Source organism: Flavobacterium sp. GW821-FHT12A05 (genome assembly GCF_058807735.1).
On sequence record NZ_JBXAQY010000002.1, the window covers coordinates 40505 to 58947 of the forward strand.

General features: G+C 33.8%; 12 protein-coding genes. 5 read left to right on the forward strand and 7 right to left on the reverse strand.

The genetic code is table 11. The features are described 5' to 3' along the window. Positions 1 to 244 precede the first annotated feature (244 nt). Both AC1RRQ_RS03605 and AC1RRQ_RS03610 read left to right on the forward strand, forming a co-directional pair. On the forward strand, positions 245 to 1669 hold the full coding sequence (locus AC1RRQ_RS03605; RefSeq protein WP_493021528.1) for a sensor histidine kinase: 1425 nt from the start codon (positions 245 to 247) through the stop codon (positions 1667 to 1669). Beyond that, entirely contained in the window at positions 1659 to 2048 is a 390-nt protein-coding gene (locus AC1RRQ_RS03610) for a response regulator (RefSeq protein WP_493021529.1), read from the forward strand. The genes AC1RRQ_RS03605 and AC1RRQ_RS03610 overlap by 11 nt, the downstream gene beginning before the upstream one ends. 6 nt (positions 2049 to 2054) lie before the next feature. Here the strand turns inward: AC1RRQ_RS03610 and AC1RRQ_RS03615 are convergent, their stop codons facing one another. Beyond that, positions 2055 to 3464: a C40 family peptidase gene (locus AC1RRQ_RS03615; protein WP_493021531.1), complete on the reverse strand. Its 1410-nt coding sequence runs from the start codon at positions 3462 to 3464 to the stop codon at positions 2055 to 2057. A gap of 243 nt (positions 3465 to 3707) precedes the next feature. Here AC1RRQ_RS03615 and AC1RRQ_RS03620 point away from each other — a divergent pair, with 243 nt between their 5' ends. After that, positions 3708 to 5069, forward strand: coding sequence for a Kelch repeat-containing protein (locus tag AC1RRQ_RS03620; protein WP_493021533.1), 1362 nt, complete (start codon positions 3708 to 3710; stop codon positions 5067 to 5069). 176 nt (positions 5070 to 5245) lie between these two features. Here AC1RRQ_RS03620 and AC1RRQ_RS03625 read toward each other — a convergent pair whose 3' ends face one another. The 4 genes from AC1RRQ_RS03625 to AC1RRQ_RS03640 all read right to left on the reverse strand — a co-directional run bounded on the left by AC1RRQ_RS03625 (position 5246) and on the right by AC1RRQ_RS03640 (position 13286). After that, entirely contained in the window at positions 5246 to 7510 is a 2265-nt protein-coding gene (locus AC1RRQ_RS03625; RefSeq protein WP_493021534.1) for an aconitate hydratase, read from the reverse strand. Between the two features lie 138 nt (positions 7511 to 7648). Next, positions 7649 to 10420: a bifunctional aconitate hydratase 2/2-methylisocitrate dehydratase gene (locus AC1RRQ_RS03630; protein WP_493021535.1), complete on the reverse strand. Its 2772-nt coding sequence runs from the start codon at positions 10418 to 10420 to the stop codon at positions 7649 to 7651. Positions 10421 to 10826: 406 nt separating this feature from the next. After that, positions 10827 to 11780 carry an AAA family ATPase gene (locus AC1RRQ_RS03635; RefSeq protein ID WP_493021536.1) on the reverse strand — a complete coding sequence of 318 codons (954 nt, stop codon included), beginning with the start codon at positions 11778 to 11780 and terminating at the stop codon, positions 10827 to 10829. 78 nt (positions 11781 to 11858) lie between these two features. Further along, positions 11859 to 13286, reverse strand: coding sequence for a peptidylprolyl isomerase (locus AC1RRQ_RS03640; RefSeq protein WP_493021538.1), 1428 nt, complete (start codon positions 13284 to 13286; stop codon positions 11859 to 11861). 488 nt (positions 13287 to 13774) lie between these two features. Between AC1RRQ_RS03640 and AC1RRQ_RS03645 the strand changes: the two genes are divergently transcribed. Then, a complete protein-coding gene (locus tag AC1RRQ_RS03645; protein WP_493021540.1) occupies positions 13775 to 15214 on the forward strand; it encodes an alpha-amylase in 1440 nt (479 codons plus the stop codon). A gap of 148 nt (positions 15215 to 15362) precedes the next feature. Beyond that, entirely contained in the window at positions 15363 to 16955 is a 1593-nt protein-coding gene (locus tag AC1RRQ_RS03650) for a peptide chain release factor 3 (RefSeq protein ID WP_395415100.1), read from the forward strand. A gap of 82 nt (positions 16956 to 17037) precedes the next feature. Here AC1RRQ_RS03650 and AC1RRQ_RS03655 read toward each other — a convergent pair whose 3' ends face one another. Together AC1RRQ_RS03655 and AC1RRQ_RS03660 are read right to left on the reverse strand one after the other, a co-directional pair. After that, positions 17038 to 17775 carry a hypothetical protein gene (locus AC1RRQ_RS03655; protein ID WP_493021542.1) on the reverse strand — a complete coding sequence of 246 codons (738 nt, stop codon included), beginning with the start codon at positions 17773 to 17775 and terminating at the stop codon, positions 17038 to 17040. 351 nt (positions 17776 to 18126) lie between these two features. Next, positions 18127 to 18438, reverse strand: coding sequence for a DUF3467 domain-containing protein (locus AC1RRQ_RS03660; RefSeq protein WP_493021543.1), 312 nt, complete (start codon positions 18436 to 18438; stop codon positions 18127 to 18129). Positions 18439 to 18443: the final 5 nt, after the last annotated feature.

The window sequence follows — 18443 nt, forward strand, 5'->3', positions numbered from 1 at the left end:
ATTATCAATAGATTATGTTTTACTAAAAATATTACAAGAAAAAACTTCGCTCTTGTAAAAAGATTCGTATTTTTTACTAAATTTGGTTAAAGACTACATTAGTCTTAAAATTTAGATATTTTCATTAACAATTGTTTATTTTTTTATACTTAAAATAATCCGCCTCAAAAATTATTTTAAGAACAAAATTAAAACAGCTCGACATACGGCAGAACATTAATATTAACCTACTAATATGAAATTTATGTATAAGGTTCGCTCTATAAAAAACCTGCGTTTGCCAAATGTTTTCATCCTTATACTAATCGTATTCATTTCGTGCGCCTTATTAATCTGCATTAATTTTTTTACGATTAAAATTTTATCCGCAAACAGGGCTTATGTTAATGGTGAATCGCATTATTCTAAAGGACAGAAAGATGCTTCACGACATCTTATCACCTATCTCTACAACAAAGATCCCAATCAATGGAAATTATACAATGAAGAACTAAAAGTCCCTCAGGGTGACGGCATCGCACGAAAAACACTTTTAAAAGCGGGTGACAATCCAGTAGCAAGACAAGGTTTTTTAACCGGACGTAACCATAAAGACGATTTGGATGATCTGGTTTGGCTGTTTGTAAATTTTAGAAAAGTTTCGTTTCTCGCAAAGGCAATTCATGAATGGGAATTAGGCGATAATTTAATTAATGAGCTGTTTATCATTGGAACTCAAATTAATGCCAAAATCGAGCATAATTCATTAACAGAGGCTGATCAGAAAAAATTTATTCTCCAAATAAGCCGTATCAGCGATAAGCTTACCATAAATCAGCGTAATTTTTCGAGTACTTTGGGCGAAGGAACCCGAAAAATAAAAACATTATTAACCATAACGAACATCTTTTTTATTCTGGTAATTGTTTTAAGCGTTTGCTCGTATTACTCAATTATGGTAAAACGTTTAACTATTTCTAAAAAGGAAATCGAAGTTAAAAACGAAAACTTAACTCTGGTTAATCACGAACTAGATCGTTTTGTTTACAGTGCTTCTCATGACTTACGATCGCCTATAACTTCTTTAAAAGGTCTTATAGAAATTACACAGTTGGAGGATGATGTAACGCAGATAAAAGAGTATTTAAAGTTAATGCATCAGAGTTTAACGAGACAGGATCAGTTTATAAGTGATATTATTGATTATTCTAAAAATAAAAGAAAACAGATTATCATGGAACCTGTAAGTCTTCAGGAGATATTTAATGAAGCTATTTCGCAATTAATGCATATCGAAAATGCAAATAAAATAACTTTCAAACAGGAATTATTGGTAGATCAAATTGAAAGTGATGGTTTACGCCTTAAAATCATCATCAGCAATTTACTTTCTAATGCGATTAAATATGCTGACAACAGCAAACAGGAAATGTTTATTTCTATCAAAACTTATATTGCAGATGGTTTCAATAAAATTGAGGTGACTGATAACGGAATTGGAATTAAGGACGATTGTAAAGATTATATTTTTGAAATGTATTTTGGTACCAACAAAAATAAAGGTTCTGGATTAGGATTGTATATTGTAAAAGAAGCTGTAGAAAATATTAAGGGCAATATCGCTGTGTTTTCGGAAAGCAATATTGGAAGTAAATTTGTTGTAACAATTCCAACTTCTTATGGAATCTAACCCTACATTTGTTTTAATCGAAGACAACTTGATCGATCAGCTTGTGACAAAACAACTGCTGAAAAAAATCCTTAATGTCGATCAGGTTTTTGTTGCGAATAACGGACTAGAAGGCTTACAATGGATTATTAAAAACAAAAACACCCGAAAGGAGATTATTATTTTATTGGATATTCAAATGCCTACAATGAATGGTTTTGAATTTCTAGAACTGTTTGAAACACTAAACGAGGAGATTAAAAAGGAAATTCAGATTTATGTTTTATCCTCTACTTTAGATGCTGATGAGATTGAAGAAATCAAAAAAAGCAGTTATGTCACCGGTTTTTTGAACAAACCATTTCCTATTGAAGAATTAAAAAGACAGCTTTCTAAATAAACTTCTCTATTCTAAAATTCGATTTACCTGCGAAAAACTTCTTTGATAATAAGGTTCTTTTGTTGAAGAAATCATAACACCTCCATGAGTCGAAGAGTGTACAAATTTAATTTCTCCATCGGCAGCTTCAACTACCATTCCAACGTGATTAATATGACGTCTTCCGTTGGTTCTAAAGAAAATAAGATCACCTTTTTGCGCTTCTGTAGAAGCTACTTTTGTTCCTATTCGTGATTGTTCAATTGAGCTTCTAGGCAGTTTAATATCAAAATTTCCAAAAGTACAAAACATTAATCCTGAGCAGTCAAAACCAGCTTTTGTAGTACCTCCAGAGCGATAACGTGTACCAATATTATCTGTTGCACTTACAATCAATTGGTCAACTAAAACGGAGTGATTTCCGGTATAAACAAAAGCAGAATCTTTTTTTATTGTCGAATTTTCAGCCACTTGAGTTGAAGGTGTCTGTGTTACTGTTTCGTTTAACTGAGGAGAAATTATTCCCGAAGCAGCATCTGCTTTTTCTTTGGTTGTCTTTATTTTTAAAACATACCCAACTGGGAGTTTTCCTTTAATGAATGGATTTTGACGTTCTAATTCTTTTACCGTTATTCCGTATTTTTTGGCTATTGCAAATTTTGTTTCTTTTGGCTGTACTTCTACCGCAACTTCTACATCTGTCGTTGGGGTAATTTCTGGTTTTACTCCGTCAGTTTTAGCAGGATTTTCAGCAATTTGAGTTTGAGATGCAATTCCAGCATCTTTTACAATCTGGTTTGCTTTTTCTGCCGAAGTACGGATTTTCAATATATAACCTACTGCCAGTTTTCCTTTGATAAAAGGATTTTGGCGTTCTAATTCTGCTACTGTTATTCCGTATTTCTTGGCTATCGAATATTTTGTTTCTTTTGGCTGTACCTCAACAACAACTTCTACATCTGTTAACGGAATAATTTCTGGCTTTGCATCGTTTGTTTTAACCGTATTTGTTGAAAGTGCAACAGTATTATTAGAAGGAATATTTAACTGTTGTCCTATTTTTAAGTCTTCTGTTTCTAAAGCGGGATTTGCTTTTTTAAGATCATCAACAGAAACATTGTATTTTTTTGCGATTCCCCAAAGTGTTTCTTTTTGCGAAACTTCATGCGAACTTGGCAGTGGTGCATTTTTTGCTGCTACTTGATCTGTATTGGGAGCTGATTTTGCATTTTTATTCGGAATTAGAAGTACCGAATTTAATTTTAAAACTTTAGGTGCATCCGGATTCGCTTCTTGAATGTCTTTTGCTTTTACTCCGTATTTTTTAGCAATTACAGTAAGGTTATCTCCTTTTGAAATCTTGTGTTTGATAAATTTTTCCTGAGAAAAAACACCAACACTAAAAAAAAACAATACTATAATCAATCTAAAAACCATACTTACCTATTAAAGTTTATTAATCCTTTTTTAAGTTTAGACACTAATTTAAACTCAAAAAGTGTAAATATATTGCCTAAAAAGCGAATTTAACTTTTTAAAGTAAAATTTGCACGTTTTTTAACAACTAATTTACCTCAAATTAACAGGCTCGGCATAAATTTTGTATCAACACTTTGAAAATATGCTTTTTAGAAAAAACAGCATTTTTAAACCAAAACCACCTTTAAACCTGAGAACAATATGAAAAAACTATTACTATTGTTAATTCTTCCTGTTCTTTCTTTTGCTCAAAATATAAACGGTACTGTTTTTTGTTTACAAACCAATCTTCCAATTGAAAACACCAATGTCTTAGCTCTATCCAGTAAAGTAAGAACTATTACTGATCAGGATGGTAAATTCTCATTAAAACTACTTTCTCAATTTAAAGATGAGGAAATTTTAGAATTCTCCCATATTGGATTTACCAGCTTAAAAATAAGTTTGGAAAATCTAAAAAAAACAAAATTCAACGTTTTACTTTCAAATGAAATTGAAAATTTATCTGAATTGACAATTAGAGCTAATCATCAATTAAAGCTAAAATCAAAATTAAATTTCAATACTTTAGCTCCTCTAAAACATCCTCTTTTCTCTTTTGGAGCTTTTTTAAAGGAGAACAAAATTTATGTTATTGGCGGAGACGGCTCTCGAGAAACTGATTCATGGAAAAAAGTCACTGCAGAAAAACCTGCTCCTACATTAAAAGATCTTCAAGATGAACTAAGGCAGAATTCGACTTTTTTATTTTATAAAGGAGATTTTTCTACCTATGACATTAAAACTGATACCTGGGAAATTTCACCAATAAAATTTACAAAAAGAGCTTATCATGATATCCATTTATATGATAATGCAATTTATGTATTGGGTGGAAAGAAAATTTCTGTAAATGGAAAATTTGAATATCTGCAAGATCAAATTGAAGTACTAGATCTTAATAATAAGACCATTAAACTAGACAACACTAATCCGCATCAGGCAGCAAATTTTGCCTCGTTTACTTATAAAGATAACATTATTGTAATGGGAGGTTCTGTAAAAATGACGGAGAGTGGCAAAAAAGATTTTACTAATAAAGTTCATTTTTATAATATCACATCAGGTCTATGGTACGAGTTAGCCAATATGCCAGTTGCAAAAGAAGCAAATGGAATACTAGTAGATAATAAAATCTACCTAATTGGCGGAAATAACGGAAAGCTTTTATCTGAAATCGAAAGTTTTGATTTGATTACAGAAAAATGGCGGAAGGAAGGCGAGTTATTTTCCAGCGTAGAATATCCCGCAATTACTTGTAATCATAATACCATTTATTTTTTTGAAAACCAGAAAATGTGTGTTTATGATCTAAAATTAAAACAATTGAAAGAATATGAAGTTCAACTTCCATTAAAATATTCGGCGATGTTTTACAGTGATAATAAATTATATATTATTGGCGGACGTATTGATAATGATTACTCTAAAACACCAACCAATAAAGTATTCAGTATTGATGTAAATGAATTTCAAACTACGAAACCTACGAAAGTCAAAAATTTATTTCAAGAAGCAAATTAGTCAAAGCTAACTCATTATTTTCTTTTAAAAATGAGTGCCCTAGCCCAGATAGAAGCGGCATCCTTTTTATCCAGCGACAGCGGATAAAAAGATATAGCGGATAGCTGGATTAGCTTCTAATAAAAAAACGCCCTGTTTTCACAGCGCGTTTTTTAGTTATAATTAAATCTTAAAGATTAAGCTTTTCCTGCCGCAATTAAGTTTAAAGCAGAACCCGCAACGAACCATCCAATCTGACCTTCGTTATAGGTATGATTTGCCAAGATGACATCTTTTGTACCATCGGCGTGAACGAACTCTATTGTTAATGGTTTTCCTGGAGCGAACTCAGTTAAATCAGTAAAGTTAATCGTGTCGTTTTCCTGAATTTTATCATAATCGGCTTCGTTTGCAAAAGTCAATCCTAAAAGACCTTGTTTTTTAAGGTTTGTTTCGTGGATACGGGCAAAAGATTTTACCAATACCGCTTTAACGCCTAAGAAACGAGGCTCCATAGCAGCATGCTCGCGAGAAGAACCTTCACCGTAGTTGTGATCTCCCACAACGATAGATGGAACTCCAGCTGCTTTGTAGGCACGAGCGACGGCAGGAACAGCATCGTATTCTCCTGTTAATTGATTTTTAACCGAATTTGTTTTCTGGTTGTATGCATTTACAGCACCAATTAACATATTATTCGAAATATTATCTAAATGTCCGCGGAAACGCAGCCATGGTCCAGCCATAGAAATGTGGTCAGTTGTACATTTTCCGAATGCTTTGATCAACAATTTAGCACCTGTAATGTTTTTACCATCCCAAGCGTCAAATGGAGCTAATAATTGCAAACGTTCTGATGTAGGACTCACCACTACCTGAACCCCTGAACCGTCTTCTGCCGGAGCTTGGAATCCTGGATCTTCGGCATAGAAACCTTTAGCAGGAAGCTCATCTCCTGTTGGAGCGTCAAGCCTTACTTCTTCACCGTCTTCGTTAATTAATGTATCAGTTAATGGATTGAAACCTAAATCACCAGCGATCGCCATTGCAGTTACCAATTCTGGAGAACCTACGAAAGCTAATGTGTTTGGATTACCATCTGCACGTTTTGAGAAGTTACGGTTGAAAGAGTGAACGATTGTATTTCTTTCTTCTTTTTCTGCTCCTTCTCTATCCCACATACCAATACATGGTCCGCAGGCGTTAGCAAAAACGGTTGCTCCAATTTTATTAAAAGTATCGATAAATCCGTCTCTTTCAATAGTTGAACGAACTACTTCAGACCCTGGAGTAATGGTAAACTCCGCTTTTGTTTTTAAATTTTTAGCTGCAACTTGTCTTGCTAAAGAAGCGGCACGAGAAATATCTTCGTAAGATGAGTTGGTACAAGAACCTATTAAACCAACCTGAATTTGTAACGGCCAGTTGTTTTTGATTGCTTCTTCTTTCATTTTAGAAATTGGAGTAGCTAAATCCGGTGTAAAAGGACCGTTTAAATGCGGTTCTAATTCAGATAAGTTAATTTCGATAACCTGATCAAAATATTTCTCAGGATCTGCATACACTTCTGGATCTCCCGTTAAATATGGTGCAATTTTATCGGCTGCATCGGCAACATCGGCTCTGTTTGTAGAACGAAGGTAACGCCCCATAGAAGCATCATAACCAAAAGTAGAAGTTGTTGCTCCAATTTCGGCACCCATATTACAAATAGTACCTTTTCCTGTACATGACATAGAAGTAGCACCTTCTCCAAAATATTCAACGATTGCACCAGTACCTCCTTTTACAGTAAGAATACCGGCAACTTTAAGGATAACGTCTTTTGGAGCTGTCCATCCTGATAATTTACCCGTTAGTTTTACTCCAATAAGTTTAGGAAATTTAAGCTCCCAAGCCATACCAGACATAACGTCTACGGCATCGGCTCCACCAACACCAATTGCTACCATTCCTAAACCACCTGCATTTACAGTGTGAGAATCGGTACCAATCATCATTCCGCCGGGAAAAGCGTAATTTTCAAGTACTACCTGGTGTATAATTCCTGCTCCGGGTTTCCAGAAACCAATTCCGTATTTATTGGAAACTGATGATAGGAAATCAAAAACTTCATTACTTTGTGTTTTTGCTCTGGCCAAATCGGTTGCAGCATTTACTTTTGCCTGAATCAGGTGATCGCAGTGTACTGTTGTAGGAACTGCTACTTTAGATTTACCGGCATGCATAAATTGCAATAATGCCATTTGAGCTGTTGCATCCTGACACGCTACACGATCTGGTGCAAAGTCAACATAATCTACTCCTCTTCCAAACGCCTTTGTTGGATTTCCGTCCCAAAGGTGATTGTACAAAATTTTCTCTGTTAATGTAAGTGGACGACCAACAATTTCGCGTGCTTTATCAACACGACCTGGCATGTTCTCATACACTTTTTTAATCATTTCAATATCAAAAGCCATAAGTATATAATTGTTTTTGTTTTTTTATTCTATTTTGAACATGACAAGTTACAAAAAATAGAAGAGCTAGAAAAGAAAAAGCCCGAGTTTATCGCTCGGGCTTTCTATATATAATGATTATAACTAATCCTATATTTATTACATAACTAACTGTTTATTAGATGGCGCAAACTTAGTTAAGTTGATACCGTCTACAGCAGTTGTATACTCGTCTAATGTTGGAGTTCTACCTAAAATTGTAGATAAAACTACAACTGGAGTAGAAGAAAGCAATGATTCTCCTTTTTTACCATCAGCATCTTCTACAACCCTGCCTTGGAAAAGACGAGTTGAAGTTGCCATTACAGTATCTCCTTTTGCTGCTTTTTCCTGGTTACCCATACAAAGGTTACATCCAGGACGCTCTAAATACAACATGTTTTCGTATTCTGTACGTGCTGCACCTTTTGGAGCGTTATCGTCGAATTCGAAACCAGAGTATTTTTGCAATACTTCCCAGTCACCTTCAGCTTTAAGTTCGTCTACGATATTATAAGTCGGAGGCGCTACAACAAGCGGTGCCAAGAATTCTACTTTACCTTTTTGCTCTTCGATATTTTTTAGCATTTGAGCTAAAATTTTCATATCTCCTTTGTGAACCATACAAGATCCAATAAACCCAAGATCTACTTTTTTAACTCCTCCGTAGAAAGAAAGAGGTCTGATTGTATCGTGAGTATAACGTTTAGAAACGTCAATATTGTTTACGTCTGGATCAGCAATCATTGGCTCAGAAATTTGATCCAAATCAACCACAACTTCAGCGTAATATTTAGCGTTTGAATCTGGAGTTAAAGCTGGTTTTTCAGCTGATTTAATCTCTGCAATTCTCTTATCTGCTTTGTTGATTAATCCTTGAAGAACGTGTTTATCGTTATCCATTCCTTTGTCAATCATGATTTGGATTCTGCCTTTAGCAATTTCCAATGATTCGATTAAAGTATCGTCTTCAGAAATACAGATAGAAGCTTTTGCTTTCATTTCTGCAGTCCAGTCTGTAAACGTAAATGCCTGGTCAGCAGTAAGAGTTCCAATATGAACCTCAATAATTCTACCTTGGAATACGTTTTCTCCTCCAAATTGGTGAAGCATTTGCGCTTGTGTAGCATGAACCACATCACGGAAGTCCATATACCCTTTCATATCTCCTTTGAAAGTTACTTTTACTGATTCCGGAATTGGCATTGAAGCCTCACCAGTAGCCAATGCAAGAGCAACTGTTCCTGAGTCAGCACCAAAAGCAACTCCTTTTGACATTCTTGTATGAGAGTCACCACCAATAATAATAGCCCACTCATCAATAGTGATATCGTTAAGTACTTTGTGGATTACGTCTGTCATGGCATGATAAACGCCTTTCGGGTCACGAGCCGTGATTAAACCGAAATCATTCATAAATTTCATCAATTTAGGAATGTTAGCCTGTGCTTTTTTGTCCCAAACCGAAGCAGTATGACAACCTGATTGGTAAGCACCGTCAACGATTGGCGAAATTACTGTAGCAGCCATAGATTCTAACTCCTGAGCCGTCATAAGACCAGTTGTATCTTGTGAACCTACGATATTAACTTCTACACGAACATCAGAACCTGCGTGTAATACTTTACCCGGAGCGATTCCTACTGCATTTTTGTTGAAGATTTTTTCTACAGCAGTAAGACCTTGTCCTTCGTGTGAAATTTCTTTTGATGGAGCAAATACAAGAGGAGCTTCAACACCTAGTACTTTTGCAGCCAATGTTTGAAGTTTTTTACCAAATACAATTGCGTAAGATCCACCAGCTTTAATAAACTCTAATTTCTGAGGAGTAAATGCCTTAGAAATATCGATTAGCTCCTGGTCGCCATTGTAAAGTTTTTTCTCTTTAATATTGATTGTAAGCACCGTACCTGTTTCAACAGAATACGTTTGCTCTAATATTGGTTCGTCGTTTTCATTACGAACAACGTTTCCTTCTGAATCTGTTTTTTTAACCCAGTTTTTAAGATCTAATCCAATACCACCTGTAACATCTACAGTTGTTAGGAAAATTGGAGAAATACCATTTGTTCCTGCAACGATTGGAGCGATATTAACGAATGGAATATATGGGCTTGCTTGTTTACCTGTCCAAAGTGCCACGTTATTTACACCTGACATTCTTGAAGATCCTACTCCCATAGTTCCTTTCTCTGCAATTAACATCACACTTTTATCAGGATGTTGTGCCTGAAGTGCTCTAATTTCTTGCTGTGCCTGAGGCGTAATCATACATTGACCATGAAGTTCACGGTCTGAACGTGAGTGAGCCTGGTTACCCGGAGAAAGTAAATCTGTAGAAATATCTCCTTCACCAGCAATAAAAGTAACTACTTTAACTTCGTCAGCAACATCTGGAAGTTTTGTAAAAAACTCAGCTTGTGCATAACTTTCTAAAATTTCTTTAGCAACTGCATTTTCATTTTTAAATGCTTCTATTAAACGATCTGTATCAGCTTCGTAAAGGAAAACTTGTGTTTTAAGAACTTTAGCTGCTTCTTTTGCAATAGATACATCATTTCCTAGAGCTAAATCAAGTAATACCTCAATAGAAGGTCCGCCTTTCATGTGAGACAATAACTCAAAAGCAAAAGCCGGAGTGATTTCTTTTACTACAGATTGACCAAGAATGATCTCTTTTAAAAACTTAGCTTTTTCACCAGCTGCACTTGTAGTCCCTGGTAAAGTATTGTAAATAAAAAACTTAAGAGAATCTTCGCGATACTCGTTATTTAAATCTTTAATTTGTGCAATAATTTCGCTTAATAATTCAGCGGTATCAATTGGCTTTGGGTGAAGTCCTTGATTTTTTCTTTCTTCAATTTCTTGAATATAATCCTTATAAATGTTCATAATTAAGGCAGATTTATTTTTTTACGCAAATTTACGCATTAAAGCCGATAATTAAAAAAAATATAATAGAAGTCGCCTTTTCAAAAATTATTATTGTTAAAAAACGATTTTCACTGCTTGTTTTTGCCAATATATCAATTTTATATTAAAATAATGAATTATTGATATTTTAAAATCTTTTCATTAACAAAGTCGAAATTTAATGTTACGAAGTAAGTGAGATTTTACATCTATTTTCACTAAGAATCCTTCTAAATAATAATTTATAACGTTATAGTTGCGATTTTTTGCCGCTGTTTTTGGAATTTCACATCAAACTCTAAATCACAATTATTTTTATTCATTTCCGCATAAAAAAAGCCCGATGATAAAATCATCGAGCTTTTCATAATATATTTTTTAAAACTTACATCAGCTTCTGAATGATAATTTCTTCTGTTATTCCTTCGGCATCAGCTTTATAATTTTTAATAATTCTGTGACGTAAAATTCCGGTTGCAACAGCTTTTACATCTTCAATATCCGGCGAAAATTTACCGTTAAAAGCAGCGTGTGCTTTTGCTGCCAAAATTAAATTTTGTGAAGCTCTTGGGCCAGCTCCCCAATCCAGATAGTTTTTTACAAAATCATTTGTTAAAGCGTTGTCTGGACGAGTTTTACTTACTAAAGTTACGGCATATTCAATAACATTATCAGCCACAGGAATTCTGCGGATTAAATGCTGAAAATCTATAATTTCCTGTGCAGTAAATAAAGGTCTGATTTCAACTTTATTATCAGATGTTGTCTGTTTTACTACTTTTACCTCTTCTTCAAAAGTTGGATATTCTAATTTAATAGCGAACATAAAACGGTCTAATTGCGCTTCTGGTAAAGGATATGTTCCTTCCTGCTCAATTGGGTTTTGTGTTGCCAATACAAAATAAGGTAAATCTAACTTGTAATTCTGCCCGGCAATTGTAACGGAACGTTCCTGCATTGCTTCAAGTAAAGCAGCCTGCGTTTTTGGCGGTGTTCTGTTAATCTCATCGGCCAAAACGATATTAGAGAAAATTGGTCCTTTTATAAATTTAAAATGTCTGCTTTCGTCTAAAATTTCACTTCCTAAAATATCCGAAGGCATTAAATCCGGCGTAAACTGAATTCTTTTAAAATCTAATCCTAAAGCCTGAGACAAAGTATTGATCATTAATGTTTTTGCCAGACCGGGAACACCAATTAAAAGTGCGTGGCCTCCAGAAAATATACAAAGTAAAATTTGGTCAATTACGGCATCCTGCCCTACAATGATTTTGGCTATTTCGTTTTTTAATTCGTTACGTTTCTGAACTAAGTTGTGAATTGCTGTTACGTCAGACATTTATGAGTATATTTAAAATTAAAAAGAGTTAGTTAAATGAACTCATAAAACTAACTCTTTTTCTTTATTTAATAAAAATTATTTTTTCAACCAATTGTTAGCAAACGTACAATCTCTGTATTCTCCAATAATTTTGATGTAAGTATCTTTAATCTTAGTATCAAACCATTTTGCAATTGCATTGATTTGTTTTTCTTTTAACGCCAGCTCTTTAATTTTAGTATAATCTTTGGCGTAATCTGCTGTATGTTCATCAATTCTGTTTGTTACAGTAATTAATTTATAGGTTTTCTTTCCTTTATCGTCTACATTTAAAAGCGGCTGCGAAATCTCATCGTCTTTTAAATTGGAAACCTGGCTGTATAAAGTTGGATCCATTTTAGTTAACTCAAAACGAGTATCCTGAGTATTTGGGTTTACTAATGTTCCTCCGTTTGCTCTTGTTTCTTTTTCATCAGATTCTGTTCTTGCAGCTTCTGCAAAAGAAATCTCTTTGTTTATAATTTTAGCTCTGATGTTTGCGATTCTTTCTTTTGCTTCTTTTAAAGCGCTTTCAGAAACTGTTGGAGCTATTAATATATGACGTAATTCTACTTCTTGTCCTTTTATTTTATCAACCATAATGATATGAAATCCAAAAGTAGTTTCAAATGGTGCCGAAATTTCACCTTCTTGTAAACTAAACGCAACGTCTTTAAATTCTTTTACGAAAGGCGTTTTACGTGTCATTTTGTAATAACCTCCGTTAGGCGAAGATCCAGGATCTTGTGAATACAAAACGGCTTTTGTTGCAAAACTAGAACCTTCTAAAACGTCTTTTCTAATCGCATTTAATCTATCTATTACTTTTTGCTTATCTTCTTTAGAAACTGCCGGATCAACCACAATTTGTGCTACTTCCATTTCAGCTCCAAAAGTCGGCAATTCGTCTTTAGGGATTTTTTTAAAGAAATTACGAACTTCCTCTGGAGTAATTTCCACATCCTTAACAATCTTATCTCTCATTTCTGAGGCTAATTTTTGCTCTTTCAAGATGTCGGCAAAGTATGTTTTAAATTCCTCCACAGAACTCTTTTTATAGTACTCAACTACTTTATTAATGTCTCCAACTTGCTGAATCATATAATTCAAACGCTCATCCATCATACTTCTAACTTCGGCGTCGCTCACAATAATACTATCCTGAATAGCCTGATGCGCATAAAGTTTATCTTCTAAAAGTTTTCCAAGCATCTGGCATCTTGTAATATCTTTTATATTACCACCTTGACTTGCAATCTCCAGGTATCCTTTATCAATATCAGAATCTAAAACAATATAATCTCCAACTGTAGCGATGATACCGTCAATTTTTTGTTTTCCGCGTGGAGCTTCAACCGGTTTCTCAGCTACAACATCCTTAATAACTTCCTGAGCTGAAACTATTGAGTTGAAAAAAAGTAAAAAACACATTGTTAAGACTAACTTATAATCAATCGTTTTTAGCTGTAATTTTTTTAATAACATTATTTTAAATTTAATTTTTGGATGTAAATATCTGTATGTAAAATTTAATAAGCTATTATTTCTTTTCAAAAGTTATTCTGAAAAACTAAATAATTAACTCTTATTTCTTTTATATAAAACGAACAAAAATAACAATTCAATTACATAATACAACTATCAGCCATAGTATTAACAAAAAATTATGTGGAACGTAATTAAATTCAATACCTCAGGTTTCATTCTTCCCTATTTTTCTCCTTTAAAAGCCTATTCCGTAAAAAACAACAAAACTCAAACTGTTAATTTATAACCGAATAAAAAAAAGTTGTAAACACTACAACGTTTTCGTTGTAAAACTATTTTCTTACAAAATAAAACCATATTAAAAAACTGCTACTTTAGATGCGTAATTAATAATTTATCGTGCTAAAAATTAAGAATATCTTGTTTTTACACCTATTAAACTAAACAATTACAAACTTTATTAATTTAACTTAACCACATCTACCATGAAAAAACCTATTGCAAGATTATGCTTTATCACTGCAATTACAGCTTTGCTGTATTCTTGTTCGCAAAATGAAGTAAACGATGCTGACGCAAAAGCCCAAAGTCAGGAGTTTAAAATTATCGACGTTACCCATCACGACGGAAAACCTTTTAGTACAGGAAAATCTTCTTCTTTAACCGGAAAATATGTTGATAATCCAGGCGGAGGCGTTATGATGCAGGCCTTTTACTGGGATGTTCCTTCCGGCGGAAACTGGTGGAATACTGTAAGCAGTAAAGTAACGGCCTGGTCAAATGCTGGAATTGGCTCTATCTGGCTTCCTCCTGCATCTAAAGCTCAAAATGGAGCTTTCTCTATGGGATATGATCCAACAGATTATTTTGATTTTGGTGATTACAACCAAAACGGAAGTGTAGAAACGCGATTTGGTTCGAAAACTGAATTGGTAAATTTAATTACCAACGCACATGCCGAAAACATGAAGGTTTATGCTGATATTGTGATCAATCATAATAGCGGTGGACAATCTGAAGCAAATCCGTTTACGGGAACGAATACATGGACTAATTTCAGCGGTGTTGCTTCGGGAAAATTTACACGTAATTATAATGATTTTTATAAAAACAGCTACGGCAATAATGACGAAGGATCTTTTGGAGGTTTTCCAGACTTATGCCATGCAAATCCGCATGTACAGGATTGGCTTTGGCTGAGAGCTGATGGAGTTGGTAAATATTACAAAAACACCATGAAATTTGACGGCTGGAGATTTGATTATGTTAAAGGATTTGGTGCGTGGGTTGTAAATTCATGGAATGCTAATGTAGGCGGTTTTTCGGTTGGTGAATTATGGGATTCTAACGTAAATGTATTGAATGACTGGGCCAATAATGCTAATAGTTCTGTTTTTGATTTTGCTTGTTATTACAAAATGAATGATGCATTTGACGGAAACAATCTGGCTCTTTTAAATGATGATATGATGTGGAAACGTAACCCTTATAAAGCGGTTACATTTGTAACAAATCATGATACTGATGAAATTTACAGCAAAATGCTTGCTTACTCGTATATTTTAACTCACGAAGGTTATCCAACCATTTTCTATAGAGATTATGAAGAATGGCTGGACAAAAACAAACTCAACAATCTTATCTGGATTCACAACAACAAAGCGACTGGTACAACTTCGATTTTATATTCTGACAATGACGAATATATTGCAAGAAGAAACGGATATAATGGTAATCCTGGATTGGTTGTTTACATCAACAATTCTGATGCTTGGCAGGAAAGATGGATTCAAACCAATTGGGCCAATACTCAAATAAAAGATTTTACAGGAAATTCAACCTGGTACCCAACAACTCAGGCAGACAAATGGGTAAAAATACAATGTCCTCCAAGAGGATATTCAATTTGGTCAATTAATCAGTAATTTTAAAATGACTATTTAAGGCTGTTGCAAAACAGCCTTATTTTTTTTCTAAAAAAGAATCTTTAGGCTAAAGAGTTCCCAAATTAAGAAGTGAATATTTTTATTAAGCGGTAATTAATAGTATTTTTGCAACCTATTTATACAAAATATGAGCTTTTTAAAAGAAATACAACGCAGAAGAACATTTGGAATTATCTCGCATCCCGATGCCGGTAAAACAACATTAACAGAAAAGTTATTGTTATTTGGAGGGGCGATTCAGGAAGCTGGAGCTGTAAAAAACAATAAAATTAAAAAAGGAGCAACGAGTGATTTCATGGAAATCGAACGCCAAAGAGGTATTTCGGTTTCGACTTCTGTACTTGCTTTTAATTATAAAGACAAAAAAATCAATATCCTTGATACACCAGGACACAAGGATTTTGCCGAAGATACTTTTAGAACTTTAACCGCTGTTGATAGTGTAATTGTTGTTATTGACGTTGCAAAAGGGGTTGAGGAACAAACTGAAAAATTGGTTTCGGTTTGTAGAATGCGTAACATTCCTATGATTGTTTTCATCAATAAATTAGATCGTGAAGGTAAAGATGCTTTTGATTTGATGGATGAAGTAGAGCAAAAACTAGGATTAAAAGTTACACCGCTAAGTTTCCCTATTGGAATGGGTTATGATTTCCAGGGAATTTATAATTTATGGGAAGAAAACATCAATCTTTTCAGTGGAGACAGCCGTAAAAATATTGAAGAAACAATTGCTTTTTCTGATGTTCAAAACAATCCGGAATTAGATAAAATTGTGGGTCAAAAAGCGGCCGAAAAACTTCGTGAAGAATTAGAACTTATTGATGAAGTGTATCCAAAATTTGAACGTCAGGACTATTTAGACGGAAAAATTCAACCAGTATTCTTTGGTTCTGCTTTGAATAACTTTGGAGTTCGCGAATTGTTAGATTGTTTCGTAACAATTGCTCCATCTCCAAGACCAAAAGATTCTGAAACTCGTTTGGTTGATCCTGCAGAAGAAAAAATGACTGGTTTTGTATTTAAAATCCATGCTAATATGGATCCAAAACACAGAGACCGTTTAGCATTTATTAAAATTGTTTCGGGAACTTTTGAAAGAAACAAACCTTATTACCACGTTCGCCAAAAGAAAAATTTAAAATTCTCCAGCCCGAATGCGTTTTTCGCTGAGAAAAAAGAAATCGTTGATATTTCATATCCAGGTGATATTGTTGGTTTACACGATACAGGAAACTTTAAAATTGGAGATACTTTAACTGAGGGTGAAGTAATGAGCTTTAAAGGTATTCCGAGTTTCTCTCCGGAACACTTTAGATACATTAACAACGCTGATCCGATGAAAGCTAAGCAATTAGAAAAAGGAGTCGATCAGTTAATGGATGAAGGTGTAGCGCAGTTATTTACTTTAGAGATGAACAATCGTAAAGTTATTGGAACTGTTGGAGCGCTTCAATATGAGGTTATTCAGTATCGTTTAGAGCACGAATACGGTGCCAAATGTACTTACGAAAACTTCCCTGTTCACAAAGCCTGCTGGGTAAAACCTGATGACGCTAAAAATGAAGAATTCAAAGAATTTAAGCGAATCAAGCAAAAATTTCTGGCTCACGATAAATACGGACAATTGGTATTTCTAGCCGATTCTGATTTTACAATTCAAATGACTCAGAGTAAATATCCAACCGTGAAATTATACTTTACTTCTGAATTTGATTAATCATTTTCTTGAAGAAAAAATACAAAGGCTGTCAATTTTATTTAGACAGCCTTTTTTATTTACATTCCCCAATATGTAAATTTTATTGTCCGGTATAATTAATTCCTAATCCACCGGCAATATAAATTTTAGTCAGCTCTTCTGAAGCGATAACTATATTTTGCTGCAATACATTTCCTTTAACTGATTTTATATTAAAAGGGATTTCTTTAGCAAGATAATAGTCATTTCCGCTTATCGTAACCATAAGTGTTTTACTGTCTTTTGAAACTTCTGTTGTTATAGAAAACTCTCCCGTTTTTGGGTTTACCTTTACCGCTTTTTCTGAATTATTAATAGAAAGCGTTAAATTAGAATAGGTTTCTCCTCCAAATGGTCTATTAGACTTAGCTTCAATTAATTTTCCTTTTATTGTAATCAAAATCTCTTTATTTACAGTTTGATTCTGAGCTACTTTACCTAATTTATAAATAGTAGGTGCTACGTAGGATTCTTCAGTTTTAACAGGTTCTTTTTCCTGCGCAGTAAGATTTGAAGCTAACAAAACAGATGCTGCAACCGCTGCGTATTTAAAATTATGCATTCTAGAGGTTTCATTGTATTGAAATTCTTGTTCCAGCTGTGTTACTTTTAATCGGGCACAAATGTTTTTATCTTTCGTTTCTGCAATAAACTTAGCAACTTCAGAATTAGTTTTTTTACTCAAATCAATTACATTCTTCATACAAGAATCACAAAATGAACCACTCGCATTAGGAATCATTTTATCAAAATTTTCAGAACAAGGATTTGCTATTTCTAAGGTGAATTTCTTTTTCATATTGTTTCTCTTTTAAATTAAAATCCCTCAGGAGGGCTCTTTCTTATATAGAGAACATTTTTCATAAAAAGGTTGGGAAGGGATGAAAATATTTTTAAATCATCTCTAATGCACTCATTTTTAAGCATAAAAAAAGCACTAATTTGATTAGCGCTTTTTTAAACTTTGAATTAAATTAACCTTACTAAGTCATTATATTTCAAAAATTAATCTTTCATAGGAACTAGCAATTTAAAACAATAACAGAATGGAAAGAAATTTAGTCGACTAAAGTAAATTAAATCAGATAAACTGCATATTTGTTAAAATTGGAATATAAAAAAAGCCCCATTAAAAATGGGGCTTTAAAATTTATGCTTGTCCTGCCGGACCAAAATTAAGTGGTATTGGCGCTTGTTCTGTCTCTTTGATTTCGCCGTGGGCTGCTTCAAATCGATGAATATTTTCGCCAATTGCTCTTAATAATCTTTTAGCATGTTGTGGTGTCAAGACAATTCTTGACTTTACCTTGGCTTTAGGAATCCCCGGCATAATGCTTACAAAATCTAAAACAAACTCTGATGATGAGTGATTAATAATCGCAAGATTAGAATAAATTCCTTCTGCAACTGTTTCGTCTAACTCAATATTAATTTGCTCCTGTTGTTGATTCGGATTACTCATAGTTT